This is a genomic window from Neobacillus drentensis (genome assembly GCF_036965645.1).
Lineage (GTDB): Bacteria > Bacillota > Bacilli > Bacillales > Cytobacillaceae > Neobacillus > Neobacillus drentensis_D.
In genome coordinates, this window is sequence record NZ_JBALPZ010000064.1 from 6,378 (window position 1) to 32,527 (window position 26,150).

The 26,150-nt window shown below is 38.5% G+C and carries 28 protein-coding genes and 1 riboswitch; of the genes, 20 read left to right on the forward strand and 8 right to left on the reverse strand.

Annotated features, from left to right (window positions below):
* Positions 1-130 precede the first annotated feature (130 nt).
* A complete protein-coding gene (locus V7266_RS13430) occupies positions 131-304 on the reverse strand; it encodes a hypothetical protein (protein ID WP_335468397.1) in 174 nt (57 codons plus the stop codon).
* 160 nt (positions 305-464) lie between these two features.
* Here V7266_RS13430 and V7266_RS13435 point away from each other — a divergent pair, with 160 nt between their 5' ends.
* Positions 465-683, forward strand: a complete 219-nt coding sequence (locus tag V7266_RS13435) for a helix-turn-helix domain-containing protein (protein ID WP_335468398.1) — start codon at positions 465-467, stop codon at positions 681-683.
* A gap of 72 nt (positions 684-755) precedes the next feature.
* Here the strand turns inward: V7266_RS13435 and V7266_RS13440 are convergent, their stop codons facing one another.
* A complete protein-coding gene (locus V7266_RS13440) occupies positions 756-2,240 on the reverse strand; it encodes an amino acid permease (protein WP_335468399.1) in 1,485 nt (494 codons plus the stop codon).
* Between the two features lie 150 nt (positions 2,241-2,390).
* Positions 2,391-2,581, reverse strand: a riboswitch (Lysine riboswitch).
* A gap of 206 nt (positions 2,582-2,787) precedes the next feature.
* Between V7266_RS13440 and V7266_RS13445 the strand changes: the two genes are divergently transcribed.
* Positions 2,788-3,603: a YitT family protein gene (locus tag V7266_RS13445; RefSeq protein WP_335468400.1), complete on the forward strand. Its 816-nt coding sequence runs from the start codon at positions 2,788-2,790 to the stop codon at positions 3,601-3,603.
* A gap of 57 nt (positions 3,604-3,660) precedes the next feature.
* On the opposite strand, the gene V7266_RS13450 is transcribed toward V7266_RS13445, so the two are convergent.
* Positions 3,661-4,017, reverse strand: coding sequence for a winged helix-turn-helix transcriptional regulator (locus V7266_RS13450; protein WP_335468401.1), 357 nt, complete (start codon positions 4,015-4,017; stop codon positions 3,661-3,663).
* A gap of 138 nt (positions 4,018-4,155) precedes the next feature.
* Between V7266_RS13450 and V7266_RS13455 the strand changes: the two genes are divergently transcribed.
* A complete protein-coding gene (locus V7266_RS13455; protein WP_335468402.1) occupies positions 4,156-4,788 on the forward strand; it encodes a nitroreductase family protein in 633 nt (210 codons plus the stop codon).
* 45 nt (positions 4,789-4,833) lie between these two features.
* On the opposite strand, the gene V7266_RS13460 is transcribed toward V7266_RS13455, so the two are convergent.
* Positions 4,834-5,448: a PH domain-containing protein gene (locus V7266_RS13460; RefSeq protein WP_335468403.1), complete on the reverse strand. Its 615-nt coding sequence runs from the start codon at positions 5,446-5,448 to the stop codon at positions 4,834-4,836.
* Positions 5,449-5,690: 242 nt separating this feature from the next.
* Here V7266_RS13460 and V7266_RS13465 point away from each other — a divergent pair, with 242 nt between their 5' ends.
* Both V7266_RS13465 and V7266_RS13470 read left to right on the forward strand, forming a co-directional pair.
* The gene (locus V7266_RS13465) at positions 5,691-6,659 is read left to right on the forward strand and encodes a DMT family transporter (protein WP_335468404.1); all 969 of its coding nucleotides are present in this window, start codon (positions 5,691-5,693) and stop codon (positions 6,657-6,659) included.
* 167 nt (positions 6,660-6,826) lie between these two features.
* Complete coding sequence (locus tag V7266_RS13470) at positions 6,827-7,165, forward strand: YmaF family protein (RefSeq protein ID WP_335468423.1); 339 nt, start codon at positions 6,827-6,829, stop codon at positions 7,163-7,165.
* Between the two features lie 106 nt (positions 7,166-7,271).
* On the opposite strand, the gene V7266_RS13475 is transcribed toward V7266_RS13470, so the two are convergent.
* Positions 7,272-8,525 carry an erythromycin esterase family protein gene (locus tag V7266_RS13475; RefSeq protein ID WP_335468405.1) on the reverse strand — a complete coding sequence of 418 codons (1,254 nt, stop codon included), beginning with the start codon at positions 8,523-8,525 and terminating at the stop codon, positions 7,272-7,274.
* An 876-nt stretch (positions 8,526-9,401) separates the two neighbouring features.
* Here V7266_RS13475 and V7266_RS13480 point away from each other — a divergent pair.
* The gene (locus V7266_RS13480) at positions 9,402-9,545 is read left to right on the forward strand and encodes a hypothetical protein (protein WP_335468406.1); all 144 of its coding nucleotides are present in this window, start codon (positions 9,402-9,404) and stop codon (positions 9,543-9,545) included.
* Between the two features lie 246 nt (positions 9,546-9,791).
* Positions 9,792-10,661, forward strand: coding sequence for a YitT family protein (locus V7266_RS13485; protein WP_420491399.1), 870 nt, complete (start codon positions 9,792-9,794; stop codon positions 10,659-10,661).
* Between the two features lie 223 nt (positions 10,662-10,884).
* On the opposite strand, the gene V7266_RS13490 is transcribed toward V7266_RS13485, so the two are convergent.
* The gene (locus tag V7266_RS13490) at positions 10,885-11,133 is read right to left on the reverse strand and encodes a sigma-G-dependent sporulation-specific acid-soluble spore protein CsgA (protein ID WP_335468408.1); all 249 of its coding nucleotides are present in this window, start codon (positions 11,131-11,133) and stop codon (positions 10,885-10,887) included.
* Positions 11,134-11,256: 123 nt separating this feature from the next.
* A complete protein-coding gene (locus V7266_RS13495; RefSeq protein ID WP_335468409.1) occupies positions 11,257-11,967 on the reverse strand; it encodes a class I SAM-dependent methyltransferase in 711 nt (236 codons plus the stop codon).
* Positions 11,968-12,169: 202 nt separating this feature from the next.
* On the opposite strand from V7266_RS13495, the gene V7266_RS13500 reads away from it, so the two are divergent.
* A complete protein-coding gene (locus V7266_RS13500; protein WP_335468410.1) occupies positions 12,170-12,448 on the forward strand; it encodes a hypothetical protein in 279 nt (92 codons plus the stop codon).
* Positions 12,449-12,484: 36 nt separating this feature from the next.
* Here V7266_RS13500 and V7266_RS13505 read toward each other — a convergent pair whose 3' ends face one another.
* Complete coding sequence (locus V7266_RS13505) at positions 12,485-13,366, reverse strand: VanW family protein (protein ID WP_335468411.1); 882 nt, start codon at positions 13,364-13,366, stop codon at positions 12,485-12,487.
* A gap of 178 nt (positions 13,367-13,544) precedes the next feature.
* Between V7266_RS13505 and V7266_RS13510 the strand changes: the two genes are divergently transcribed.
* From V7266_RS13510 to ltrA, 12 genes are all read left to right on the forward strand, one after another.
* A complete protein-coding gene (locus V7266_RS13510; RefSeq protein WP_335468412.1) occupies positions 13,545-14,093 on the forward strand; it encodes a helix-turn-helix domain-containing protein in 549 nt (182 codons plus the stop codon).
* A 164-nt stretch (positions 14,094-14,257) separates the two neighbouring features.
* Entirely contained in the window at positions 14,258-14,452 is a 195-nt protein-coding gene (locus V7266_RS13515; protein WP_335468413.1) for a hypothetical protein, read from the forward strand.
* A gap of 270 nt (positions 14,453-14,722) precedes the next feature.
* On the forward strand, positions 14,723-15,475 hold the full coding sequence (locus tag V7266_RS13520) for an SDR family NAD(P)-dependent oxidoreductase (protein WP_335468424.1): 753 nt from the start codon (positions 14,723-14,725) through the stop codon (positions 15,473-15,475).
* A gap of 35 nt (positions 15,476-15,510) precedes the next feature.
* Complete coding sequence (locus V7266_RS13525) at positions 15,511-17,124, forward strand: long-chain-fatty-acid--CoA ligase (protein ID WP_335468414.1); 1,614 nt, start codon at positions 15,511-15,513, stop codon at positions 17,122-17,124.
* Between the two features lie 97 nt (positions 17,125-17,221).
* Positions 17,222-17,791 (forward strand): TetR/AcrR family transcriptional regulator, encoded by a 570-nt coding sequence (locus V7266_RS13530; RefSeq protein WP_335468415.1) that lies wholly within the window; start codon positions 17,222-17,224, stop codon positions 17,789-17,791.
* A gap of 150 nt (positions 17,792-17,941) precedes the next feature.
* Positions 17,942-19,018 carry a phosphotransferase family protein gene (locus tag V7266_RS13535; RefSeq protein WP_335468416.1) on the forward strand — a complete coding sequence of 359 codons (1,077 nt, stop codon included), beginning with the start codon at positions 17,942-17,944 and terminating at the stop codon, positions 19,016-19,018.
* A gap of 18 nt (positions 19,019-19,036) precedes the next feature.
* A complete protein-coding gene (locus tag V7266_RS13540; RefSeq protein WP_335468417.1) occupies positions 19,037-19,774 on the forward strand; it encodes a 2-phosphosulfolactate phosphatase in 738 nt (245 codons plus the stop codon).
* A gap of 64 nt (positions 19,775-19,838) precedes the next feature.
* Positions 19,839-20,618 carry an enoyl-CoA hydratase/isomerase family protein gene (locus V7266_RS13545; protein ID WP_335468418.1) on the forward strand — a complete coding sequence of 260 codons (780 nt, stop codon included), beginning with the start codon at positions 19,839-19,841 and terminating at the stop codon, positions 20,616-20,618.
* 11 nt (positions 20,619-20,629) lie between these two features.
* The gene (locus tag V7266_RS13550; protein WP_335468419.1) at positions 20,630-21,604 is read left to right on the forward strand and encodes a quinone oxidoreductase family protein; all 975 of its coding nucleotides are present in this window, start codon (positions 20,630-20,632) and stop codon (positions 21,602-21,604) included.
* Positions 21,605-21,844: 240 nt separating this feature from the next.
* The gene (locus V7266_RS13555; RefSeq protein WP_335468420.1) at positions 21,845-22,546 is read left to right on the forward strand and encodes a response regulator transcription factor; all 702 of its coding nucleotides are present in this window, start codon (positions 21,845-21,847) and stop codon (positions 22,544-22,546) included.
* Entirely contained in the window at positions 22,518-23,948 is a 1,431-nt protein-coding gene (locus V7266_RS13560) for a HAMP domain-containing sensor histidine kinase (RefSeq protein ID WP_335468421.1), read from the forward strand. Before V7266_RS13555 ends, V7266_RS13560 begins: the two co-directional genes overlap by 29 nt.
* A gap of 676 nt (positions 23,949-24,624) precedes the next feature.
* On the forward strand, positions 24,625-26,058 hold the full coding sequence (ltrA, locus tag V7266_RS13565; protein ID WP_335468422.1) for a group II intron reverse transcriptase/maturase: 1,434 nt from the start codon (positions 24,625-24,627) through the stop codon (positions 26,056-26,058).
* The last annotated feature ends 92 nt before the right edge of the window (positions 26,059-26,150 follow it).

The following is a 26,150-nucleotide window of genomic DNA, read 5'->3' on the forward strand; positions in this document are numbered from 1 at the left end:
GAGGCTCCCCGGCACGCCCACGGAAAGCGAGCGACTGCAGCGGAAATCAACATCCAAGTTTAACACAGCCAATAAAAAAGAAAAAGAAGATCCTCAGTTGGGTCTTCTTTTTGTTTGCTGCTTCTTCAAATTATAAATTTTGCAGTTCTTCTTCAAAATAAAATGTACTAGGGTGTTCTTTAACGATATAAGAGTACCTCTTCATATTTTTCACATATTGCCATTTTAAAATAGTGACAACTTCGCCTGTTTCAATAATATTTACGCTTTGACCAGTATTGTATCGGTTATTTGAGCCTTTCATTTCCACACCCCTTTAAGATTCCTTGTTAAGTATAACACAAAAATTCTCATAAGCGCTGATACCTTATAGGATATGAATGGAACAAAAAGAATAATCGATGCTGTTCGCCTTTCCATTATAATGCAACTGTGGTATGCTTTCCTAAAGAGAGGTGTCATTTTTGACAAATTATAAAGCAAAAAGAAGTAACCTCAAAGAGTTATTATCAAAAAATGGAATGACTCTAGATAGCTTAGAAAGAAATACAAATATTCCTAAAAGTCAACTTGACAATTACTTGTCAAAAAAGGTAATGAGCCTAAATTCTGCGATGACCATTTCAAAAGAATTAAATTGCCAGATTGAAGATTTATATGTCTGGGCCTCTGACGAGAAGTAGAGCCTAATTGTACTAAATATGTAGTGAAAAACAGACTTGAAAATCAAGTCTGTTTTTTCTTTTTCTATAGTTTTACACTTCTAAATCACATTTTTTTAAAGGGATAACTTTAGTCTTTTTGGTAAATTTGTAGCCAAGCCATAAAATAAGGAATAAAGGTAAGCCGATATAAGAGACCAAGACACCATTCCAGTCGATATGATCACCCATAAAGGCGGTATAATTTTGTCCAAGGACTACAAATGCACACACCGCAAAGGCGAAAATGGGACCAAATGGGAAAAGTTTTGATTTAAATGGCAGTAAGTTAAGATCCTTGCCTTGGGCTACATATGCTTTACGGAAACGATAGTGACAGATGGCAATTCCAAGCCACGCAATAAAACCTGACATACCAGATGCATTCAATAACCAAACATAAACTGTTCCATCTCCAAAGAAAGAGGCGAGGAATGCAAGAGTTCCTACTAAAGTTGTTACGATTAAAGCATTAACCGGTACACCGTTTTTATTTAATTTACCCAAGAACTTAGGCGCTTTACCTTGACGTGCAAGATCCCAAAGCATTCTAGTTGATGCATACATACCAGAGTTACCCGCTGATAAAACCGCTGTTAAGATAACCGCATTCATAACAGAAGCTGCGAACGCAATCCCTGCTTTTTGAAAAACAAGTGTGAATGGGCTGACCGATACATCGCCATTAGCCAGGTTTCCGTTTGTGTACGGAATAAGAAGGCCAATTACTAAAATGGCTAATACATAAAACAAAAGAATTCGCCAAAATACTGACTTGACTGCACGAGGTATGGATTTACTTGGGTCATCGGTCTCGCCGGCTGCTACCCCTAATAGCTCGGTTCCTTGGAAAGAGAAACCTGCTGCCATGAAGATTCCGAGCATTGCCATAAAGCCGCCGTGGAAAGGAGCATCGCCGACTGAAAAGTTTTTAAAGCCGATAGCATGATCTCCCATAATTCCAAAAATCATTAATGAACCTGTGATTATAAATATAATTACTGTAACTACTTTAACTAGCGAGAACCAATACTCAGCTTCTCCAAATCCTTTTACAGATAGGTAATTTAATAGGAACATAATGACTAAGAAAATAGCGCTCCATATAAATGAAGGAGTATGTGGAAACCAAAATTTCATGATCATGGTTACAGCAGCTAATTCTGCCGCAATCGTAATCGCCCAGTTATACCAGTAATTCCAGCCAAGTGCAAAGCCAAGGGATGGATCGACAAATTTAGTTGCATACGTACTAAAGCTTCCGGCAACTGGCATGTAAGCACCCATTTCAGCTAAGCTTTGCATTAGGAAATAAACCATTACGCCAATTACAAGATAGGAAAGAATCGCTCCACCTGGTCCTGCTGAGTGAATTGCACCTCCGCTGGCAAGGAATAATCCAGTTCCGATGGTTCCGCCAAGAGAAATCATTGTTAAATGACGAGATTTTAAGCTTCGTTTTAATTCATTTGAATTCTCTTTGGATGTATGTTTGCCTGCTTTGATATCTTGTAGTGGTCTAGCAGTTTGTCCTTGCATAAATAAAACTCCCTTTCTTTTTTTAAATATTCAAAGAATCGCAAGTACCTGAAGCTATCCTTGCGAAACACTAGTTCGAGAAGGAGTTTGGAATAAAAAATGCCATCGAAGCAGACTCGATGGCATTAATAATACCCCGCATCATACCTTCCGAAAGATAGCTCAACACGTTTGCTTTGGTAGGTTCAAACGTGACAGTTCTGTTCCTATTCGAATACAGACCCAGCATGCTTTTATAGAGAAGAAAGCACACTTCGGCAGCTTTTCCTTTCAAACGAATTCATCGATGTCTCTACATCTCATCCGTTCTACTGATAAAAACCGCGACCTCTACCTCATCGGTTTTGATGAGGATTTTTCTATTAAATTAATATGCTACTAAAGTATCATTCATATACTGAAATTGTCAACTTGTTTAATAAAAGTCAATTAAATCTAAATAGGCAGACTATTTATGCTATTGGAAAAAAACTATTAAGTTTACTTTCATTTAGAGAATCAGTATCATTTAAAAAAAAGAAAAAATTGGGAGGCAGGAGGATTTGCCATGCAGATTATTGGAGTAATTGCCGGTTCCCTCATTGTAGTGGTGGCATTTAACCTTTTTTTAATACCTCACGCTGTATTAAGCAGCGGATTAAGCGGAATATCAATGATATTAGGGATGATTACCCCGCTCAATACCGGTTTGGCAAACTTTCTATTGAATTTACCACTGATCATTATTGGTTATAAGATGCTAGGAAAGAAATTCATTATGAATACTATTTTTTCTGTCGTCATCATTTCAGTGGGCCTTTACATAGTGCCTGTACTTCCAATTGCGAAGGATTCTATTCTTTCATCCATCTTTGGAGGGATTTTGGCAGGTCTTGGAGTAGGGCTGGTCTTTCGTTCATCGGGGTCAACTGGCGGATTTGACATCATTGGGATGATTGTATCGAGAAAAAAGGATTTTCCTATAGGTGTGTTACTTTCCGGTATGAACGCTGTTGTCATTGTGATTAGTGGATTTTTATTAAATTGGGATGCGGCCCTTAATACCTTAATATCTATTTATTTAACTGGAAAAGTAGTGGATACGATCTATACAGATCATGCTAAGTTAACTTTGATGATTATTACGGATAAAGGTCAAGAACTCAGGGAACATTTACTGGCCAATCTCTATAGAGGTCTTACCGTTATGGACGGGATTGGCGCATACTCCAATGACAAGCGCAACATCATCATAACTGTCATTACTCGTTATGAACTTAATGACGTCAAAAACCTTATTGTTGAAGTCGATCCGTGTGCTTTCGTGAATATTACGGAAACGATTGAAGTAATGGGGCTGTTTCATCGGAAAAATCGGTTTTAGTATATAAAAAAGGCTTGCATGGAAAAACATGCATGCCTTTTTTATATTATCGATCTATTATGTGTCTGTCCGATTTTTAGCCCATTTTATCAGCGTATTTATCACTTCTTCAAGATCTTTTCCAGCAGGAGTAAGTTCATACTCAACTCTTTTGGGAGAAGCAGCTATCATCTTTTTGGTTAATAAGCCTTCTGATTCTAAATCACGCAGCCGCTCGGTTAATAAACGGTCAGAAATACCAGGGATAGCGGCTATAATTTCATGGTATCGCTTAGACCCTTCCATTAGAGAAAAAATAACTGCACCCATCCAACGTTTACCAATAAATTCAATTGCATTATGAAAATTCGTACAGATATGTTGAACTTCCTTTTCTGAAACGGACCTACATGACTGATGGTTAGGTTCACTCATTATTACTACCTCTTTTTAACTTTTCTTACAATATCATACCATAATTCTTTTCCTTGACGAAAGATACTTACTTTTAGTAAGATGAAAAAAGTTAACTTACTTATAGTAAGTAAAAGAGTCCTAGGAGGAAAAGTTCTCATGGCAATAATTGCTGAAAAAAGATTAACAGACGTAATGAAAGAACGTCATTCAGTTAGAAAATATGACGCTAACTTTACAATTTCTGCAGAAGAAATTAAAGATATGATTAAAGACGCAACGACAGCACCATCTTCAAGTAATCTACAGCCATGGCGCTTTATGGTGATTCAAGACCAAGAAATAAAAAAAGAATTAAGAACAATCGCATATAACCAAGAACAAGTTGAAACAGCCTCAGCTGTTGTTGTTGTCTTAGGTGATAAGGAAATGTATAAAAATACTGAAAAGGTCTATCAAGGTGCCTATGAAGCAGGTTTTATGGATAAAGGAAGCATGGAGCAATTAATTGCTAATGCTAACAGGACTTACACAAATGCACCTGAAGAGGTTCGCAAAAATATTGCCACATTCGATGCAGGGTTAATCTCTATGCAGTTGATGCTGATTGCCAAAGAAAGAGGCTATGATACTGTACCGATGGCTGGCTTTGATAAACAAAAGTTCATCGATAGATTTAATGTTTCCGATCGCTATTTCCCGATTCTCTTACTTCCAATCGGAAAGGCTGCAACACCAGCACACAGAACAACACGATTACCATTAGAAGATGTAATGATTGATAATATATAAAAATGAAACACCCCCAAGCTTTAATCGTCTTGGGGGTGTTTCATTTTAGTTATTAATATATTTTTCAAACACAAATCCGAAATCCTTTACACAATACTGTTTTTTGCTTTCCTCAAGCCATTGAAACGCTGCTTGGTTAAGCATTTTGAATTGAACGACTAAATTACTGTCAGGACTTGTAATCCGGCCAAGAGTGGTCGAAGCGACATCGAGGCTTTGTTTAGCGAATTGGAGGCTGATTTCATTTTCATGTGAAATTTCGGAAATTTTAATTAAGGCTTTATATAAGTCTTTTACTTCCTCTATATGCTTCTTGTGGACATCAATAGAGAATGGCACTGAGCCAATTTTGAATTTAATTTCAACATCAAGATCGACTGTCCCAGCTGTTTCAAGCATCACATCCGAAATTCGATTTGTTGCATAACTATAACGGTGCAGCATCCGTTTTTTACTTGTAGCGCTTGTGCCGTCAAGATGGATAAGTGCATTATTAGTAAAGCAATATTCATCAGATTTTGATTTAATTAAGAAGTAAATTTTTTCATTGTCTTCATGCATCACATAATCGTCTGCATCCACTTTATCATAATTTTCGGGTCTAATAACGGAACCAACATCACTTAATCCTAAAATATCTGCAGCAACTTTTCCAAACATCGAATCATCCTCACTTTTCATTTTTTTGTCTAAGTTATGTACGAAATGAATTTTCTAAAGTTTCACTATTTTGCTTTTGTTTGACGACAAAACATTTTATGCAGGTCATAGAAGTGTATGCAAGTATTTTCATAAGATATGTTAACATAAAATTCAGATATCTGATATACTAATAAAAATTACCCGATCTAATAGTAAGGGAGAACATTATTGATCCCTTGCCTAGGAAAGGAAAGTGAAAAATGCGACCTATCATGTTAGGCATATTTGCCGCTTTCTTCTTTGCGATTACCTTTATCCTCAATCGGTCGATGGATCTTGCTGGAGGAAGTTGGATCTGGAGTGCATCCTTAAGATATTTCTTTATGGTTCCATTTCTAGTTCTAATTGTAATTGGGAGGAAGAACTTTAAACCATTGTTAGTTGAAATGAAAAAGCAGCCTGGTATCTGGTTATTATGGAGTACAGTCGGTTTTGGATTCTTCTATGCGCCGATCTGCTTTTCGGCTTCATATGCGCCTGGCTGGCTTATTGCCGCAACTTGGCAAATCACCATTATTTCCGGCTCTATACTGGCACCACTTTTTTACGAAACTATTATGACGGAAAAAGGGCCTGTTCAATTAAGAGGGAGAATTCCCTTTAAAGGTTTAGGGATGTCTCTGATTATTTTACTTGGAATCGTACTTATGCAACTGGAACAAGCGAATCACATAACACTGTTGGCTATTACCCTTGGGGTTTTACCAATCGTCATTGCTTCCTTTGCCTATCCGTTAGGTAACCGGAAAATGATGGAGGTGTGTGGAGGCCGTCTTGATGTCTTTCAAAGGGTATTAGGGATGACACTGGCCAGTTTGCCCTTTTGGATTGTGTTATCTATTTATGGATGGATTACTGCGGGTCCTCCAAGCCTAGGGCAAACCACTCAATCGGGGCTTGTAGCAATATCCTCCGGAGTTATTGCCACAGTTCTTTTCTTTCAAGCTACTGATTTAGTAAGAGGTGACATGCAAAAGCTCGCTGCTGTCGAAGCAACCCAATCAATGGAGGTTTTATTTGCCGTAATGGGAGAATTATTGCTCTTAAACTCGGAGGTACCTTCAGCCCTATCCTGGAGCGGAATGGCATTAGTCATGATTGGCATGGTTTTGCAAAGCCTTTTTACTAACAAAATAGTAAAACGGAAAATTCATAATGTAAGTGTTTAATAGCAAAAATCCTTATCAATACTCGGTGATATGGATTTTTATTTATTTCTATTTGTCCGAAGAAGCTTCTATCACTGCGAGTGAAAAATTTTGAAAGCCTTTTTGACTTATTTAATTATTAGCTGCATATAGTTGTAACATCAAATCTACTTTATGAGGTGATTGTGATTAGAAATACAGGTAAGGATGACTTTGTCCAAGGTTTTGTTCCACATCATAACCACGGTTCAGTTGACTATACAGGTGTAAGCTCAGGGCATGTGCATCAATGTTTGGACATTACATCACCGCCGATTCCAACTCAAGATGGAGGGCATATTCATTATACGGAAGGATATGTGCTATTTGAGGATGGACATACACATCATTATCGTGCATACTCGGGTCCGGCTATCCCAGTAGGGAACGGAATGCATGTTCATTATTATGATTTCCATACTACTGAAGACAATGGTCATAGTCACCATGTAAAAGGTGTCGATCACCCAGCACCGGGATCTAAGTAATTAAACAAAAAACCAATCCTTTTTTGAGAGATTGGTTTTTTGTGTTAACAGCTTAAAATTATCTCACAACTAAGAAAAGTTGGAGAGTGCCGCAAAAAACAATTCCTTAAATGAGAACACGTTCTAAAACTAATGGGTGTAAAGCATTGGTGCGATCTACAAAAATAAAACCATCATAACGATTTCCCATGTTAGAAGGAACATAATTTCCAAATTGTTCGTATTCGGGATGATAAACAACACCAATAGCTCGATGACCAACTGTGGAGGAAAAGTCTTTTCGGTTTTGGTCGTTAAAAATGAGAAACTGATTTATAGCCCCCGCCTGATGCATGAGGTATTCCCAACTGCCGTGTTGTGCAGGCGGAACACTCATTACTTCCGGTTTTAGCCCCCATTCCGGTGAGGCAATTACGGTGCCTGTATAGGTCCCAAAACCAACAATAAATACCTCGTCTTCCCCATAATGTTCGCGAACCAGCTGTCCGACGTTAACCATGCCTTCGTTTTTCATGTCAGTGGCCCGTGCATCTCCAACATGTGTATTATGTTCCCATACGATCACTTTTGCATCGCTGCCATAAAATTCACGAATGGAATTTAAAGCATCCACCATGTGACGGTCACGAATATTCCAAGATTCGTCATCACTTTTCACCATGGTTCGGTAATATTCTTCAGCATGTGCGGTAACAAGTGCATTTACTTCCATATTGAGACTGCTTTCTAGGGCATCCTCAAACTTCCATTTATTATTTTGAATCGTAGAAAGGAGGTCGAGCGCCTCTTTCATACAGTCCTCAGATAAATATCCTGCAGAGACAGCATAGGATTCGTTGTTGCGGTTATGGGGTTCAAAGCAGGCAAATGCCTTCTTAGCAGCTTCAAGTTCTGGAGAATTCAATTTTGTTAAAAAACCAATGATTTCATCAAGGCTTTCCCAAAGGCTGTATACATCCAAACCATAAAATCCAACCTTTTGGGAACGATTCGTGTTTATATTAAATTCCTTTAACCAATCGACTAATCCGACTATTTCTTGATTGGCCCACATCCAGGCAGGCCATCGGTTAAAGGCTTCAAGTACTTCCCTTACGTCTTTATTAGATGGGGAAAGTCCTTTAATATATCGATTAATTGATTGGCAGGCTGGCCAATCCCCTTCCACTGCAATAAAGGAAAATCCTTTCTCTAGGATTAACCGCTTTGTTAATTCTGCCCGAATCGTATAAAACTCTGATGTTCCATGTGAAGATTCTCCAAGCAGGACATATTTTGCGTTACCAATTGCGTCCATTAACGGATCAAAATCGTTTATGGAATGAAAGGGTTTCGCATGTTTCTTAAGGGATTCTATCATCTGGCCTTTGCATCCTTTCTAATATTGTACGATTACAGATAAGATTCCCTTAATATTTTCGTCCTAACCCGGGATGATATTTCCAAAAATTCACATATTCGTCACAAGCTTGAGGATTATTCCGTGAATTCCGTGATATACTTTAAGTGTAAAAGATAAATAAATTAATAACAGCTTAGGAGGCTCAACCATACGTGTTCGTTCCGTTAGTGAACGAGTAGTAGTAGGTTTTTCCGGATTCAATCATTTGGCAGGTGGAGCGATATTCTTTTTGGATGAATAAATTCAAAACTAACACCTTTCATAAGAGATATCTAGATTTCATAGAATCTTTATCAAAGGAAGAAGTTAAGGATTTATAGGTTAGTACCTAGTTAAACGATTACATTAACATGGTATTATAACTGAAAATCAAACAAAGAAGATGGATTGCCAAGAAGCTGAATTCAAATGAGGAGTAAAAGTCTTTAAAAGTTAAAACTGAGTGAAAGTAATTTGTTTCTTTTTAGGAATTTGAATTCCATTAAGCACATGTGAATTAATTCCTTCAACGGAACAAGCACACTCCGGCTAAGTTTTCAAAGATCCATAGGTATTAATCCTATATGGAAATGGAAGATTTGAAAATTGACGACTGGTGTCATGGTTGGGTCTCCTAAGCTGATTATCAAATTATGGAGCTACTTCTTTAACGGAGTAGCTTTTTTTTATTAATTCGGCTCTTTAAACGAATTTGTAGTTATTTATACTCTGTTGATTGGAGTTGAAATCAGCAGCCGATTTTAAAAAAGCGAATAATTTAAATTTTGAATGAAAGATTTACGCATAGTTGGATAAAAATTTGGGAAAATAAACCTCGTAAAGGAGTGAAACTGTATGGATAAGAAAAAAGAACCAACCATGGCGCCAGGTATGGATGACCAAGAAGAACTAAATGCAAGTGCCAGTGATAAAGACGTAGACAATGGGGAATACACTAGTGTGACAACCCTCTCGTATGATGAAGTAGACCCAAGTTGATTTGATTGCTGCCTTAAAGAAGGCAGTTTTCTTTTTGAACCACTGTGTTATAGGGTGATTTACCATACTTTGATTGGAACGAAAGGCGTGAGACTCCTGGAGGAGTAATATTGAATAAAAATATAAGCATTTAAATATAAATAGCAGCAATTATTCATTATACTATTAGTAAAATGCTAAGGTGAAAGGGGAAAGATAATGTCAGGAACACAAGAACTTAGTTTGATTCACCAACAAGAAGCCATCATGGCTAAAATTCAACACAAAGGTTTGACAAAGAAAAAGATCTTTCAGAGGATCCTATTAATTACACTTGGGGCTATTCTAATGTCAGTTGGGCTGGAAATATTCCTTGTCCCAAATAATGTAATCGATGGGGGTATTACCGGCATATCGATTATGTTGTCCTATATTACTGACTGGAAACTTGGGATGTTTCTATTTTTATTTAATATTCCTTTTATCTTTTTAGGCTACAAACAAATCGGAAAGACCTTCGCTTTATCCACTCTTTATGGAATTGTTATACTTTCGATTACAACCACAATACTTCATCCAGTTCCAGCTTTTACACAAGATATATTACTAGCGACTGTTTTCGGGGGAATCCTTCTAGGCGTTGGAGTAGGTCTGGTTATTCGCTATGGGGGTTCTCTAGATGGAACGGAAATTTTAGCTATTCTTTTCAATAATAAACTTCCCTTTTCGGTTGGGGAGATTATCATGTTTTTTAATTTGTTCATCTTAGGAAGCGCCGGCTTTGTTTTTTCGTGGGATCGGGCTATGTACTCTTTAATCGCTTATTTTGTTGCATATAAAACGATTGATATTACGATTACAGGACTTGATGAATCAAAGTCTGTTTGGATTATAAGTGATAATGCCAGTCAAATTGGAGATGCAATCATGAATCGTTTAGGTCGCGGAGTTACCTACTTGAATGGGGAGGGTGCCTATTCAGGTGATCAGAAAAAGGTCATTTTTTGTGTAATAAACCGACTTGAAGAAGCAAAATTAAAGGAAATTGTAACTGAGAATGACGGCAATGCCTTTTTAGCCGTGGCAGATATTGCGGAAGTACGGGGCGGCAGATTTAAGAAAAGAGACATTCATTAGCGTGTTATCATTTTCGATGCCAGTGGCGTTGGAATATTTTGTAGTATTTACGGATCTATTGTCGGCACATAAGGAAAAATGAGATAATTTCTTGCCGAGATGTCGTAATGTGCGCTTACCTAGGAAATAGTTAAGCAAAGGGACAAACTTTACAAAGAAACCATAGCAAAAAATGAACTATTTTCGAAAAAGATGACAGATTGTTCTGCCATCTTTTTCGTTTTTATAACAATTCATATACTTCATTTAATTGATAAGCTCTTTTTTCGTCCTGAACCTCTTTTGCATGGTTTATTTCCTTGGGTAATATGTTATTTAAAAAGTGGATTTCCTTCTGGTTTAAATCTCGGACGAAAGACCCTTCTGATTTGTAAGCACCTTCAACGATTTTTTTATAGATAAAGCGGCCCTCGGAGTGATCGTCAGTATAATTGGATAATATCTCTTTTAAATATGCCAATGTGTTATCCATGTAGTCATCCCATCCTTTCACCTTGTTATTTTTCGAATGAAAGGACCATAATATACATAATTCAATGGCAGATCCTATTTAGAAGAAAGAGCCCGCTTTTTGTAAGAAAAGCAGGCGTTCCTTCTATTTAATGACAGTTATAATCCGATAACTTAAAGTATCTTGATATTTAATGACAATATTTCCATGTTCATTCAATACGTGAAAAAGTTCCGGATCAAAATCCTTTGAGAAGTTAAATTCAGGTGTTTCATTCCCGTGACTAAGCGGAAGATTATATGCTGTGATTTCAATTTGCCGGAACCCCGTTTTCTTCAAAAGTTTTCTCCAGTCTTCTTCGAGCAATAAAGAGTCAACAGCATAGAAATTCATAATCTCTGCTGCTTCCAGCTGACTGAGCGGCCGGTTTATGGTCATTTCGTTTGCAATTAACCGCCCGCCTTTTTTTAATACTCGGTTAAATTCCTTTAGGGCTTTTGGTTTATTAACAAAAGCTAAAACGGATTCTGATAAAATAAAGTCAAATGTATTGTCTGCAAATGGAATTTCCTCAATGGAACCTCTTATTAAAGAAATGGGCAGCTGAAGCTTTTCAAAGCGTTCTTTTGCTTTTTCCACCATAATCGGATTTATCTCCAATCCAATTACGTTCGCACCATAGTGCTGATACAAGTAGGCGGCCGTTTGACCTGTGCCGCAGCCTGCATCTAATATGACTGATTGGTCGTTTATCTTTTCCTTTGAAAGAATGTTTTGCGTAAGATGGATTCCACCTGGATGGGCACCACCAACACCAAACTTTGCTAAGAAATCAAAATAAGTTAAGCTTCCCATAGACACCACCAATTTCTTTTTAGCCATTGTATGTAAAATAATGTTTGGTGGTTCATTGGGCGAATCATAAATTTGAAAGGCTTCATGCTAAAATATAACAGTATACGCGATTTTTACTTCACATAATTAACAGGGAATGGAACAAATTAAGCTAATAGAGGGGAGAATTTTTTTACTTCAATCAAACAAAGGGGTGCTGAAAATGAAAAAACTTACGAGACAGCCGTTTTTCAAATTGTTTACTCCCAAACCCAAAAGTAGAATGCCTTTATGGGCATCACTTATCGGTATTTCCTTAAGTGCAGCAGTGTTTGGGGTAACAAGGGGGAAGCGTAGAGATTTTGCACTTCCTTTTCAAAATGCAGTGAAAAACTTTACAGAAAAAACGAACTTGCCTAGCCTAAACGTAATGGATAATAATGCTGCTCTAACAGAGTTTTCCGATGAGTTAATGGAAAGTGCATTAAATAATAATCGTTAAAGTCAAAAAAGTCCGCTGTTGATGCAGCGGACTTTTTTAATATGGAGCATTAGGAATTTTCCTGGGCTGGTATTCGACTAACTCTGAAGAGTAGAGATTGATAATTAATAAATGCCCAAGGGTTTTGGCTCTAATTAAAATTGGCTCTTTATAGATATTTTTAAAAACAAAATCTGGTCCATACCAACTAACGGTTGCGTCCCGACCAGGCGGGATATATGGTACCTTTCTCGTATGTGAAAACCTTTGGACAATTTTAAGCCCTGCACTATCGACTGCGTTAAAAAGGGTGGATGAGACTTGACAAATTCCTCCGCCTATATCCTCTGAAAATTCCCCTCTTACGATCACAGGGGCCTTTAAATAACCTTTCGAGGCTGTTCTCTTTCCCACCACTTTATTAAAAGAAAAGGTTTCTCCCGGAAAGATGACATAATTATTAATAGCCTTTGTTGCTAAATCGATATTATTGGTTCGTGTTTTGTTGCTGGGGTTAAAGGAAGTCACATACCTGCCAACTCTCATACTGCTTATATCAGAGAGTAACTCACTATCTACCTTAGGATATACAGGTAGCATCGGGATTTCTAATTTGCCTGATTGATGTGAAAATAAGTAAGCATACAGCTGTTCTGTAAAAGCTTGTCGATGAATTTTCGAACCGATTTTTTCTGCTACAATTGCACCATGTGAATTTATGGTTGCATTTTCAGGCATAATCAAAAAATGCTTATCCAAATTATCTAAGAATTGATTGTACTTTTTAGAATCAATAATCGGTAAATCTGTATAGGGATAGGAAAAATCCTCGTGTTTTATAGTTGTCACATGGATCCCGTTTTTTGTTATCACTAAATGATCGGGAGAGTTAACCGGCTGGAATGTTAAAATAATGCCTAAAATACATGATAATATCATTGAATGCATACCTCCTCATTATAATATAAGTAGAAAAATCCCTTTTCATGTAAAATACTAAGAGAAGAAGTAGAAAAATATAAAATTTGTTGTTATTTCCAGTTAATTACTTTACAAATTTCAATTAACATTTTATTATCATTATTAATAATGATAACGAAAGAAAGGACACAATACCATGGCAAAAGAATCAACCGTTGACGTTATATTGCACCCAGTTCGAATGAGAATCATTCAGTCCTTAATAAACCAACACATGACCGCTCAACAAATAAAAGAATTGCTGCCAGATGTTCCGCAAGCATCATTGTACCGTCATATAAAAAAACTCGTGGATGCAGGTGTTATTCATATTATTGATGAGATCCCAAACCGAGGAACGATAGAAAAGGTATACTCCCTGCAAGACCCAGCCAAGGCATCGATCTCTCCGGAGAAATTAAACAGTTTTACAAAAGAAGAGCATATGGATTTATTTTTTAAATTTATGGCCAATATCATGGGTGAATATGAACGGTATTTAGACCAAAATAAAATTGATTTAATCAACGATGGAGTATCATTTAGGCAGACGAGTTTATTATTAGATGACGAGGAGTTTGTACAATTTATTAAGGAAATGTCCGAGGTTTATTCAAGGGTAACGCAAAATAAACCGAAAACGGGAAGAAGAAGAAGAACGTTAGCTACGATCATTATTCCTGAACAAAAACAGGAAGAACAATAGAGGGAAATACGATCTGGGCTAATCAATAAAATCGGACCGTCGCCGCAATGGTCCGATTTTATTATTGGTGAAATTTAACGAATTTTATAGTATAGTAGCAAGTGATAACACACGAATAGATAACTGCTAGCAATAAACTAGTAATAAAAACAGGAGTGTAAGCCATGAGTGAGAACGAAAGAGTTCAATTAAATGTAAGAATCACGAAAGAAACTTCTGCTAAACTGGATGAAATTGTTGAATATTATCAACAGGGATTAAAGCTTGGCCGAATTTACAAAGGTGACGTTTTAACGGACATCATTGAAAAATCGTATGAGGTAATGAATAAACAGAAAAGATCTTTTAAACGGTATTAAATTTATAGAGACAACCAAATGACGAATCAAGGTATCTGTCTTCAATCGGGATTGTTGAGGACAAAACCCGATACAGAAACAAGGAAACCGTCCTCAACGTCGGATCCTTGGAGACACAATTTGGCAGAACTTTTTTTTGAGGGAATTTATTAGAATATTTAGAAAAGAAATTGAATAATTAAGTTTTAAGGGTATAATTGTATATATAACATACTAACTGGTTAGTATTGTTTGATCATAGGATGAATGTTGGCGGGAGGGCAGGTTTTGATGAAGTTAAGAGGAAAAACAGCTATTGTTACAGGCGGCGGCAGTGGAATCGGCCGGGCAGCGGCCTTTCGTTTTGCACAAGAAGGGGCGATGGTTGTAGTAGCAGATATCGATTCCATAAACGGGGAAGAGACCGCCAACTACATACGCGAGCATGAAGGGTCATCCATTTTTGTAAAGACAGACGTGGCCGACCCAGAGCAAATCAAACGATTAATTGAAATGGGTACTAGCACTTTTGGTGGACTACACATCCTATTCAATAATGCAGGAGTCGGAAACACAGAAGTCAGAAGTGTAGATTTGACAGTAGAAGAATGGGACAGGGTCGTTGATATTAACCTAAAAGGAGTATTTCTTGGTATTAAATATGCCGTACCCGAATTAATCAAGACTGGCGGAGGTTCCATCATTAACACCTCAAGTCTGCTCGGTTTAAAGGGGCAAAAATTTGTTTCCGCTTACAATGCCTCCAAGGCCGGTGTAGTCGTATTGACGCAAAATGCTGCACTTGAATATGGAAAATACAATATCCGTGTTAATGCTATCGCACCAGGTGTGATTGATACCAAAATTATAGATAATTGGAAACAAAATGAACGGAAATGGCCGATCATTTCACGAGCTAATGCCCTGGGGAGAATTGGCACACCGGAAGAAGTAGCCAACGCCGTGTTATTTTTAGCATCAGACGAAGCATCCTTTATTACTGGAGCGACTCTTTCAGTCGATGGAGGCGGTCTGACGTTTTAAGTTTGATTTAAAGAAAAAGAATGTGGAGGGGTCATATGAGTCAAAAAAAAGCCTGGTCAGAGCACTATCCGGAGAGTATTGGAAAAACCATTTCAATCCCTGATATACCGATGGGTCAAATTCTACAAGAGACCGCCGCAAAATTTCCTGCCAATAACGCCCTTTCTTTTTACGGAAGAAAAATCACCTACGAGCAGCTTAACCGAATGTCCCTAAGCTTTACGTCTGCCCTGCAAAAAAATCAAATACAAAAAGGAGACAGGGTGGCAATCATGCTCCCCAATTGTCCCCAATATGTTATTTCCTACTATGGAATCCTGAACGCTGGAGCCATTGTGACGCAAGTAAATCCGATGTCCGTTGAGCGGGAATTGGAATACATTTTGCAGGATTCCGGCGCAGAAACAATCGTTGTCCTCGATGCCTTATATCCAAGAGTCAAAAATGTCCAGCCGCAAACAAACCTGAAAAAAGTTATTACGGTAAGTATACAACCATCTGCTCAAGACATTTCTCCAGATCGAAGCTTTGAAAGCTTCCTTAGTGAGGGCGATGGAAACATTACTTCCATTCATCTTGAGCCTGATCATGATGTAGCTGTTCTTCAGTATACAGGCGGAACAACCGGTCGTTCAAAAGGTGCGATGCTGACGCACCGTAACATTTTGGCTAATGTCCTGCAAAGCTATGAGTTTTTTAAGCATGAAATAGAAATGGGAAAGGAAAGGTGTTTAACCGTCATTCCACTTTTCCATGTGTTTGGGATGAGTTCATGTATGAATCTCTCTATTTATATAGCTGCCGAATCGATCATGCTTCCACGGTTTGAATTAGAGGAGGTCCTAAATACCATTAAAAATGAACAGCCAACCATGTTCCCTGGAGTTCCCACCATGTATGTGGCGATTACAAGTCACCCAAGAGCGGAAGAATTTAATATCAATTGCATTAGAACTTGTAACAGCGGCAGTGCACCGATGCCCGTTGAATTGCTTCGTAATTTTGAAAGAAAGACTGGTTCAAAGATTCTCGAAGGCTATGGTCTTTCTGAAGCTTCTCCTACAACGCACTGTAACCCTCCATTTGCGGAGAGGAAGCCAGGAAGTGTTGGGATTGGCATGCCTTCAACAGAATACAAGATTGTCGATTTAGCAACGGGTGCGGAAGAAGTACCTGTGGGTAAGATAGGAGAAGTCATTATTAAAGGACCACAAATTATGAAGGGGTACTGGAACCTGCCGGAAGAAACAGCCCATACCCTTCGTGAAGGATGGCTCTATACCGGCGATATTGCCAAAGTGGATGAAGACGGCTATTTATATATTGTTGATAGAAAGAAAGACTTAATTATCGCGAGCGGCTACAATATCTATCCCCGCGACATAGAAGAAGTATTATATGAACATCCAGCTGTACAAGAGGCTGTTTGTATAGGCGTGCCAGACCCATACAGGGGCGAAGATGTGAAGGCAGTTGTAGTCCTAAAGGCTGGAAGTATGGCAGCAGAGCAGGAAATCATTCAATATTGCAAGCAAAACATGGCTGCCTATAAGGTACCTCGAATAGTAGAATTCCGTGATCAACTGCCGAAAACCGGTGTTGGAAAAATTCTTCGCCGCGCTTTACGGGAGGAGGCCATGAATAAGTAGATGTGTAAAACCTTTAAGAACACAGAATGCTGTAAAGGAGAGAACGATCTTATGGTATAATTTTAAAAAACATTTAACAGATTGTGAGGACATAAAGGTGAAGGAAAGAATAACGGAACAAAGCATCCGCTTATTTGAAAAGAAGGGATTCAGTGAAACATCCATTCAGGATATTGTCGATTCCCTCGGGGTAACAAAGGGGACATTTTATTATTACTTTTCAAGTAAAGAAGAATTATTAATGGATATTCATCGCGGTTATATTGATGAACTACTGTTCCAATTAGAGAGGATTTTTAACGACCCATCAAAGAACTATAAAGAAAAATTATTTGAAGTTGTTTTTTTGCTTCTTTCAGATATAAAATCACGGGGTTCTGCCGCAAAAATCTTTTATCGTGAGTTATCCAATTTAAATGAGGAACATTCGGCCCTCATCATTTCAAAGCGTGATCAATTCCGTTTTAATATTGAGGCACTGATAAAATCAGGGATTGAGAACGGGGAGTTTCGTCCAGAAATCAATGCTTCAATTATTACTTTCGGAATACTGGGGATAACCAATTGGAGTTATCAATGGTTTAACCCAAATGGAAGCTGCTCGGATCGTGAGGTTGCTGAAATATTTGTGGAAATGATTCTAAAGGGTATTCAAGTGAATGGCTAGTATCAAAACGGGTAGATATTTTTAAAACTACCCTCCCTTTTAAAAAAAAACTATATACTAACCGGTTAGTATGATGTGAGACTGCGATAAGGACAGCTGAAATGATTTATGTCTGGAAGAGTCTGAATTTTCTATGACAGGAGGAATTACATGCCACGTCAAATGAATAAGGATACGATTTCAGTTCGACAGGGTGAAGAATTAGATTTGCCTGTTTTGGAGGAATTTTTACGAGCAAATATGGATTCATTACCAGAGGAGAATCTGGAAATCTTGCAATTTTTTGCAGGCCATTCTAATTTGACCTATCAACTCAAAATAGGGAATTGGGAGGCGGTGTTAAGGCGTCCCCCACTAGGGCCAGTAGCACCGAGAGCCCATGATATGGGCAGGGAGTACAAAATCCTTTCTTCGCTAAACCCGATTTTTCCCGTTGCTCCAAGGCCGTTACTATACTCAGAGGATCCAACCTTCGTTGGTAGTCCATTTTTTATTATGGAGAGAAAAAATGGCTTGCTGATTGATACATCTTTTCCGAAAGGGGTCAAAGTCACAAAAGATCTCTGCCGGCGTCTTTCAGTGGTGATGGTTGAAAAACTGGTGGAATTACATCAAATCGACTACAAAGAGACAGGACTTGCCGAAATCAGCAAACCGGAAGGCTTTATGGAAAGGCAGGTCCACGGCTGGATAGGCCGTTATGAACGGGCGATAACGGACGAAATCCCAGTGGTTAATTCTTTAAAAAAATGGCTCGTGAATCATATTCCAAAAAAGTCAGAAGCCGCGATTATCCATTATGATTATAAATTTAACAATGCCATGTTTAATGAGGATTTAACAAAGATGGTCGGACTGTTTGACTGGGAAATGACAACTGTTGGTGACCCGCTGGCTGACCTTGGTGTGGCGATGGGTTATTGGAATCAAGGAGACGATTCCGAACTTTTAATTCATGGGTTAGGGAAAGCGCCAGTTACAGCTGTCCAAGAAGGTTTTTTGACGAGAAAGGAATTCATTGAACTCTACGCCCAAAAGAGCGGCAGGGATATTACCAATTTCCATTTTTATTTAACTTTTGCTTACTTTAAGCTCGCTGTCATTGGCCAGCAAATCTATTATCGCTACAAAAAAGGGCAGACCCATGATATTCGTTTTGCGAATTTTAACCACTTTGTAAAAAATTTAATGCAGCATGCCGCAAGTGTATCGGAAGAAAAGCTTTAATAGGGGAGCGAAATGGGAATGACAAAGGTTCACCTTCTGATGAAAAAAGAAGACATTAAAGAAGAAAAAATGGAAGCTGGAAATAAGATAGCAGTCGTCTTAGATGTTCTTCTGGCGACCACCACGATTGTCTCGGCATTAAAGGATGGTGCAAAGGAAGTCATTCCTGTTTTGCATAGCTCTGAGGCATTGGAAGTGGCAAAAGAGTACTCACAGGGGGAATTCATTCTGGCTGGAGAACTGGATACTAGACCAATGGCTGGCTTTGTTTATCCCAGTCCGACCTTAATCAGGGAGAACATTAAAGGGAAGACATTAATTTTGTCTACTACTAATGGAACCGTTGCTTTAAGGAAGTCAGCATCGGCAAATAGAGTCTATATTGGTTCACTGCTTAACAATTCTGCAGTAGCCAAATCACTGCAGGGCTGTACGGATGACCAAACCATCCTGATTATTTGTTCAGGAAATTCTGGTGAGATGAGTTTAGAAGATTTTTATGGTGCTGGTCATTTAATTGATTGTCTGCTAAACCAGGGTGAATACGAATTAACCGATGCAGCGAAGACAGCCTTTTATTTTTACCGGGGTCAAGATGATCCCTATGAAGTACTGCTAGATTCATATGTTGGCAGGCTTTTAGACAAATATAATCAGCACCCTGACTTGAAGATTGCCGCTTCTAAAGGAATTACCTCTATTGTTCCCATCTTAATGGAGGGGAAGGTAATCGTCGAACCAACATTGTCGCGCTAAGTTGGTGTATCTCAGTTTATTTTAATTAGCTTTTAAGACAGCCATATGGGGAGGATGATGAGAAATGACGCAAGAACATTTATTAGTGGAAAAGCTTGGTCCAGTTTTATCCTTAACCTTAAATCGTCCAGAAAGCTTAAACGCCTTCAGTCCGGAAATGATTCTGGGAATAAAAGAAGCTCTCCACAATGCTCAAAATGACGAAGATATCCAAGTAATTGTCCTGTCAGGAGCGGGGCGTGCGTTTAGTGCTGGCGGCGACGTCAAAACGATGGGGCAGGCAAAAGGAGTTCAAGTATATGATCATATTGGCAGGCTCAATGAACTAATTTTACTAATGAAAGAGATAGAAAAACCGATTATTGCTGCTGTTCATGGCTTTGCTGCTGGAGCAGGAGTAAATTTAGCTTTAGCCTGTGATCTCATTATAGCTGCAGAAGGAACTAAGTTTGCGCTTAGTTTCTCCCAAGTGGGTCTTATTTCCGATGGCGGCGGCTCCTATTTACTTCCTAGGCTAATAGGTCCGCACTTGGCAAAGCAATTCTTTTTTACTGCTGAGCCAATACCCGCCGAACGCTTATATCAGTTAGGGGCAATCAACTTTTTAGTTCCATTGGAAAAACTCCAAGAAGAAACAACTCAATTTGCGTTAAAATTAGCCCACGGGCCTGGAAAAGCGTATGGAAAACAAAAGAAATTAATTGATCAAGCATTTACCTCCTCACTAGAGGAAATCTTGGAGCAGGAACGTCTGATTCAAACATTAATGGTCCAAACCGAGGATCACCAAGAAGGTATCAGTGCGTTTAAGGAGAAAAGAAAACCAGCCTTTAAAGGAAAGTAGGAGTGGAATCTATGAGAGCGATCCAGTTAAAAGAATATGGGGGACCAGAAGTTTTAAACATAGTTGATATTGAAAAGCCGGTTCCTCTTGGGTCTGAAGTATTAATCGAAATCAAAGCAATCGGTGTTAACTATGCTGATACGGCACGCAGGGAAGGGAAATATGTCGTGAAAACACCGCTCCCATTTATTCCTGGGGCAGAAATAGCCGGAGTCGTAACTGAAGTAGGCGATCAAGTGACAAAAATAAGGCCTGGAGCAAGAATCGTGACATTAATTGAATCAGGAGGCTACGCGGATTTTGCCCTAGCTGATGAACGGTCAGTCATTCCAATACCAGAACAATTAGATTTTCACACGGCCGCAGCACTGCCGCTTCAAGGTCTTAGCGCTTATCATATTTTAAAAACGATGGGACGTTTGGAAAAAGGGGAAAGTGTCCTTGTTCATGCTGCAGCAGGCGGGGTTGGAACGATTGCGGTGCAGCTGGCCAAATTGTTTGGAGCAGGAAAAATCATTGCCACAGCAAGCTCAGAAGAAAAATTAGCCTTAGCCCGTGAAATGGGAGCAGATGTCCTCATTAACTATACGGAGCCTGATTGGGAACAGCAGGTACTTGAGGCAACTGGCGGCAGAGGCGTAAATGTTGCCCTCGAAATGGTGGGAGGAGAGGTTTTTAATAAAACGGTTAAATGTCTAGCAACGTTTGGACGCCTCGTTATATTTGGGGCAGCAAGCGGCGAACAAAGCCGGTTTTATCCATCATCACTCATGGCAAGAAATCAATCTGTCATTGGATTTTTCCTGCCACAAATAATGAGAAAACCTGAACTGCTTCAGCCAAGTTTAGTAGAGCTATTTTCTTATCTGGGCCAGGGAAAATTAAAGCTGACCATAGGCGGCGTGTTTCCTTTGGAAGAGGCGGCAAACGTTCATACCTTATTACAATCAAGAAAAACACAAGGCAAACTGATCTTAAAGCCATAAAGAGCAGCAGCCACACTTTTGAAGATTGATGAAGAAATGGCACTGGTCTGCCGCAAAAGTTTGATAAGAGGAGGGGCTTGAAAAAATTCAAGCCTCTTTTTTTATGGTAAAAATTTAATTATTAATAAACTATGAACAAACTCTTAATTAAAATGTAATTATCGTGCAGAAGGTTTGATATGAGAAAAAATTCGTTTAAACTAAGGAAAAGAAATAGTTTGTGCTAGGGGATGAATGACTGTGAAAATATTAGTGATTGAGGATAATAAAAGTGTCTGTTCCATGATTGAAATGTTTTTTGCTAAAGAAGGCATTGAAGGAGAATTTGTAAATGACGGTTTAGAGGGGTACAACCGCTTTAAAAACGGAACATGGGATGCCCTGATTATTGATTGGATGCTTCCAGGCATGGATGGTGTTACGATTTGCCGAAAAATTCGCGAAGAGAAGTTTACCGTTCCAATTATTATGTTAACTGCGAAGGATAGCGAATCCGATCAGGTACTTGGTCTGGAAATGGGTGCGGATGATTATGTAACGAAGCCATTCAGTCCGCTTACCTTGATGGCCAGAATTAAAGCTGTAACACGCAGAGTTCAGAACCAGGAGCATAAAGAGCAAGACAACATCATAAAAACGGATCATTTTAAGGTTAATAAAATAACGAGAGAAGTAATTGTAGATGAAACACAAGTGACAAACTTAACACCGAAAGAGTTTGACTTACTTTCTTATATGGTAGAACACCCACGACAGGTATTCTCTCGTGAACAATTACTAGAGCGTGTATGGGGATATCAGTTTTACGGTGACGAGCGGACGGTTGATGTTCACATTAAACGTCTTCGGAAAAAAGTAGAAACAACGTCCCAACCTTTCTTCCATACCGTTTGGGGAGTAGGATATAAATTCGATGATGCAGTCAAAGCAGATGAAGTTTAAGTATTTTTATCAGCAGTTTTTTAGTCACATAAGTATCATTATTGTTGCGTTTTTATTAGTAAGCTTATTATTTACCCATTATGTAGAAAATTTAGTTTATGAAAATAAAGCGGATGAACTGACTACCTTTGGGAAGGCAATCTTAACTGACTTAAAAGATGCACCCTCTTTTGCATCTGATGAGGTTATCAGCCAGTATAGTAACGTCCTAGAAGCAAGAAACATGAGTTTTAGTTTATTCGATGAAAATGGTAAATTATATCTAGTTAATAAAAAAGGCCCTGCCATTAAAAACTTGCCTGCTGATAAATGGAAGGCTGTTACAAAGGGGAAAACCATCATTGTTCAGAGTGATTTTAAAAGCTTTGGCCAGGAAGGTGTAACATTTGTTGTACTGCCATACATTGATCATGGAAGATTTATAGGCGGGGTTTTATTAACATCGCCTATCAGCGGCTCGAGTAAGATGATTCAGCAGCTAAATAAGTATTTATTGTATGCGATTCTAATTGCCCTTGGTGTCTCCTTTTTACAAAGCTGGTTTTTATCAAGGATCCACGTCCATCGGATCAAGCGGCTACGTGAAGCTACTTCACAGGTTTCTGTAGGAAATTATAATGTGAAAGTAAATTCCTCTAATTTCGATGAAATCGGTGAGCTGGCAAATGATTTTAATCATATGGTTAATAAAATCAATCAATCAATGTTGGAAATTGAAAGTCTTGAAAACAGGAGACGGCAGTTTATGGCCGATGTTTCCCATGAAATGCGTACACCGTTAACAACCATAAGCGGTGTAATCGAAGGCCTGAAAAATGATATGATCCCTGAACAGGATAAGGAACGAGGGATTAGTTTAGTGAGTCAAGAAGCGAAAAGGTTAATCCGCCTTGTGAATGAAAACCTAGACTATGAAAAAATCCGCTCTAATCAAATCCAATTGTTTAAAGAAGAAATTCAATTATTAGAAGCCCTTGAAATTATCCAAGAGCAGTTAAGCATGTTAGCCGAAGAAAAGAATAACCAAATTATCGTTGAGGCAGAACCGGAAATTATGGTTCTTGCCGATTATGACCGACTTATCCAAATTTTAATCAATATCACGAAAAATAGTATTCAGTTCACTTCTAATGGGACTATTTGGCTGCGCGGAAGAAAGGAAAATCACGCCATTATAATTGAAGTGGAAGATACGGGAATTGGAATTGATTCAAATGAAATTGAAAACATATGGCGTCGTTTTTATAAAGCAGATATTTCGAGAACTAGCACTACTTATGGTGAATTTGGATTAGGTCTTTCGATTGTAAAACAGTTAGTATTACTTCATAACGGAGAAATTGATGTTTCAAGTAATGAAGGAAAGGGAACAAAATTTACGATCCGATTACAAGATCAATAAGTGAAAAGCTGCAGTTTAACCTGCAGCTTTTTGTGCGACGGGCAGTCGCATAGAGTGTTGACTTAGTCAGCACTCTTCTTTTCTTTATCTGACAGAGACGTCATTTCGATGAAACGACTGGCTGAGGATAACGGAACTGAATCCCATATGGTGAAAATCCATACCCAAGGAGACTGACCTAGCTTGGGAAGCTTAATCTAGGGCAACACCGTGAGGTGTTGTCTGAAGGAGATGCGGAAAATCGAGAGACCCGTAGGCGAGTAAGTAGACCCTAATGCAATAAGTGTGAAGCACGGCGGCGAGATAAGTTGGCGACTTTTCGAAAAGTGAGGAAGCCCACTCATTAGGCATTTTCTTCAGAAGTCAGAACGGGAAAATGTGACTTATAGCGTGATGGTGCAGGGTATGCTTAGAAGGGAAATGCGATGACCCCGTGAGGACTCCATCTTACCGAACAGGCAGGGTTCTAGTCTATAAGGGTAATCCGAAATGACGAAGAACTGGTGGAGTAGTCAGACATTCTCATAGTACGGTAGTAACTTGATGACCATAACATCAAGTGAACGGAAGGGGAATGACCTATGGCTCCAAGTCATGAACAAGATGTAATGCTAACAATCATGTTACTGCGGTAAAACCGTTTGAATGTACATCAAGGAAAGGCGTGGAATAAGCAATGAATCAAGAGTGGAAATTTAAATTACACAGCGTCTATGGACAAATATTATTTGATCGAAAACTAACCCAAAGCTTCGAACAAGTAAAAGCAAATAAAGGAGCAGGCGGGATTGATGGAGAAACAACAGAAAGCTATGACGCTAAACTAGAAGAAAACATCATGGCACTCCTAGGTAAATTAAGGTCAAAAACTTATCAAGCTCAACCAGTAAGAAGAGTATACATTCCAAAGAAGAATGGGAAGAAGCGACCACTCGGGATTCCCACAATTGAAGACCGAATTGTCCAACAAAGTGTGGTGAATGTTCTTCAGCCAAAATTCGAAGATAATTTGTTTCATAATTGGTCAGTAGGTTATAGACCAAATCGTGGTGTTCAAAGAGCTCTACAAATAATCCTTAGGAACATTGAACAGGGATATAATCACATCTATGACTGTGACATTAAAGGTTTCTTTGACAATATACCCCACAAGAAAATGATAACCATACTGAAAAAGTATGTTTCGGACCGTACGGTCCTTGGGCTGATCGAACAATGGCTGAAAGCGGGATATATGGAAGAAGGTAAGCTTATCCACTCCGATTATGGAACACCGCAAGGGGGAGTAATCTCACCACTTTTGGCGAATGTGTACCTTAATGAAATGGATTGGGAATGGGACCTAAATGGAATTCGCTTTGTTCGTTATGCAGATGATTTTCTCCTTTTCGCTAAATCAAAAGAGGATATTTTGAAAGCAGCTTCTCTAACTAAAGATAAGTTGACAGAACTAGGTTTAGAAATCTCAAAAGATAAAACAAGAGTAGTCAATTTTAAATCTGACGACTTCGACTTCCTAGGGTTTACTTTCCATCATTGGGAAACAGGTAAGAAGGATAATAAACCTATCTTTCAAGTTACACCTAAGAAGGACTCTATTAAAGATTTCAGATTGAAAATCAAAGAGAAAACTAGAAAGACTCTAACACTGAACAAAGAGGAATGGGTAAAACGAGTTAATCCGATTATTAGAGGGAAAGTCAACAATTACGTAACCATTATCAAAGCAATAAAGGCTAACGAAGAACATGGACAGAAGAGTAACTGTAGGACACGATTAATGAGGAATATTCTATCAAGGGTAGATGGATACATAAGGAAAAGACTGCGTGTAGCTTTTATTCATAAACACCCTAACCAAAGAAATGGGAAGAAAATGAACAGTAATTGGAATAATGCATTTTTCCTTAAAATTAATTTAGTTCCCTCATACTGGCTTTATCTGAACAAAGCTTATGGATACACGAAAGAGCAGTATCTGAATGACACGATTAAAACCTCTAAGAGAAAGACAAAGAAAAGAATTGAGCAAATAAAAGCAAGAGGTGAGGAATATTATACCCCTCACCGCCTACAAAAGATGCAAAATGCCTGGAATGCATTCTCTTGATAAACATTGTAACATTTGGTAAGCCGTATGCCTTAATAGGGCACGTACGGTTTGATAAGGGGGAAGCCTCGAGAGAGGGTTCCCTACTTTAT

What these genes read in the sequence shown, in the direction of transcription:
- V7266_RS13430 (WP_335468397.1), bottom strand. Translation starts at nt 304, where the DNA reads ATGAAAGGCTCAAATAACCGATACAATACTGGTCAAAGCGTAAATATT.
- V7266_RS13440 (WP_335468399.1), bottom strand. Translation starts at nt 2,240, where the DNA reads ATGCAAGGACAAACTGCTAGACCACTACAAGATATCAAAGCAGGCAAA.
- V7266_RS13445 (WP_335468400.1), top strand. Translation starts at nt 2,788, where the DNA reads ATGCAGATTATTGGAGTAATTGCCGGTTCCCTCATTGTAGTGGTGGCA.
- V7266_RS13450 (WP_335468401.1), bottom strand. Translation starts at nt 4,017, where the DNA reads ATGAGTGAACCTAACCATCAGTCATGTAGGTCCGTTTCAGAAAAGGAA.
- V7266_RS13455 (WP_335468402.1), top strand. Translation starts at nt 4,156, where the DNA reads ATGGCAATAATTGCTGAAAAAAGATTAACAGACGTAATGAAAGAACGT.
- V7266_RS13460 (WP_335468403.1), bottom strand. Translation starts at nt 5,448, where the DNA reads ATGTTTGGAAAAGTTGCTGCAGATATTTTAGGATTAAGTGATGTTGGT.
- V7266_RS13465 (WP_335468404.1), top strand. Translation starts at nt 5,691, where the DNA reads ATGCGACCTATCATGTTAGGCATATTTGCCGCTTTCTTCTTTGCGATT.
- V7266_RS13475 (WP_335468405.1), bottom strand. Translation starts at nt 8,525, where the DNA reads ATGATAGAATCCCTTAAGAAACATGCGAAACCCTTTCATTCCATAAAC.
- V7266_RS13480 (WP_335468406.1), top strand. Translation starts at nt 9,402, where the DNA reads ATGGATAAGAAAAAAGAACCAACCATGGCGCCAGGTATGGATGACCAA.
- V7266_RS13485 (WP_420491399.1), top strand. Translation starts at nt 9,792, where the DNA reads ATGGCTAAAATTCAACACAAAGGTTTGACAAAGAAAAAGATCTTTCAG.
- V7266_RS13490 (WP_335468408.1), bottom strand. Translation starts at nt 11,133, where the DNA reads ATGGATAACACATTGGCATATTTAAAAGAGATATTATCCAATTATACT.
- V7266_RS13495 (WP_335468409.1), bottom strand. Translation starts at nt 11,967, where the DNA reads ATGGGAAGCTTAACTTATTTTGATTTCTTAGCAAAGTTTGGTGTTGGT.
- V7266_RS13500 (WP_335468410.1), top strand. Translation starts at nt 12,170, where the DNA reads ATGAAAAAACTTACGAGACAGCCGTTTTTCAAATTGTTTACTCCCAAA.
- V7266_RS13505 (WP_335468411.1), bottom strand. Translation starts at nt 13,366, where the DNA reads ATGATATTATCATGTATTTTAGGCATTATTTTAACATTCCAGCCGGTT.
- V7266_RS13510 (WP_335468412.1), top strand. Translation starts at nt 13,545, where the DNA reads ATGGCAAAAGAATCAACCGTTGACGTTATATTGCACCCAGTTCGAATG.
- V7266_RS13515 (WP_335468413.1), top strand. Translation starts at nt 14,258, where the DNA reads ATGAGTGAGAACGAAAGAGTTCAATTAAATGTAAGAATCACGAAAGAA.
- V7266_RS13520 (WP_335468424.1), top strand. Translation starts at nt 14,723, where the DNA reads ATGAAGTTAAGAGGAAAAACAGCTATTGTTACAGGCGGCGGCAGTGGA.
- V7266_RS13525 (WP_335468414.1), top strand. Translation starts at nt 15,511, where the DNA reads ATGAGTCAAAAAAAAGCCTGGTCAGAGCACTATCCGGAGAGTATTGGA.
- V7266_RS13535 (WP_335468416.1), top strand. Translation starts at nt 17,942, where the DNA reads ATGCCACGTCAAATGAATAAGGATACGATTTCAGTTCGACAGGGTGAA.
- V7266_RS13540 (WP_335468417.1), top strand. Translation starts at nt 19,037, where the DNA reads ATGACAAAGGTTCACCTTCTGATGAAAAAAGAAGACATTAAAGAAGAA.
- V7266_RS13545 (WP_335468418.1), top strand. Translation starts at nt 19,839, where the DNA reads ATGACGCAAGAACATTTATTAGTGGAAAAGCTTGGTCCAGTTTTATCC.
- V7266_RS13550 (WP_335468419.1), top strand. Translation starts at nt 20,630, where the DNA reads ATGAGAGCGATCCAGTTAAAAGAATATGGGGGACCAGAAGTTTTAAAC.
- V7266_RS13560 (WP_335468421.1), top strand. Translation starts at nt 22,518, where the DNA reads ATGATGCAGTCAAAGCAGATGAAGTTTAAGTATTTTTATCAGCAGTTT.
- ltrA (WP_335468422.1), top strand. Translation starts at nt 24,625, where the DNA reads ATGAATCAAGAGTGGAAATTTAAATTACACAGCGTCTATGGACAAATA.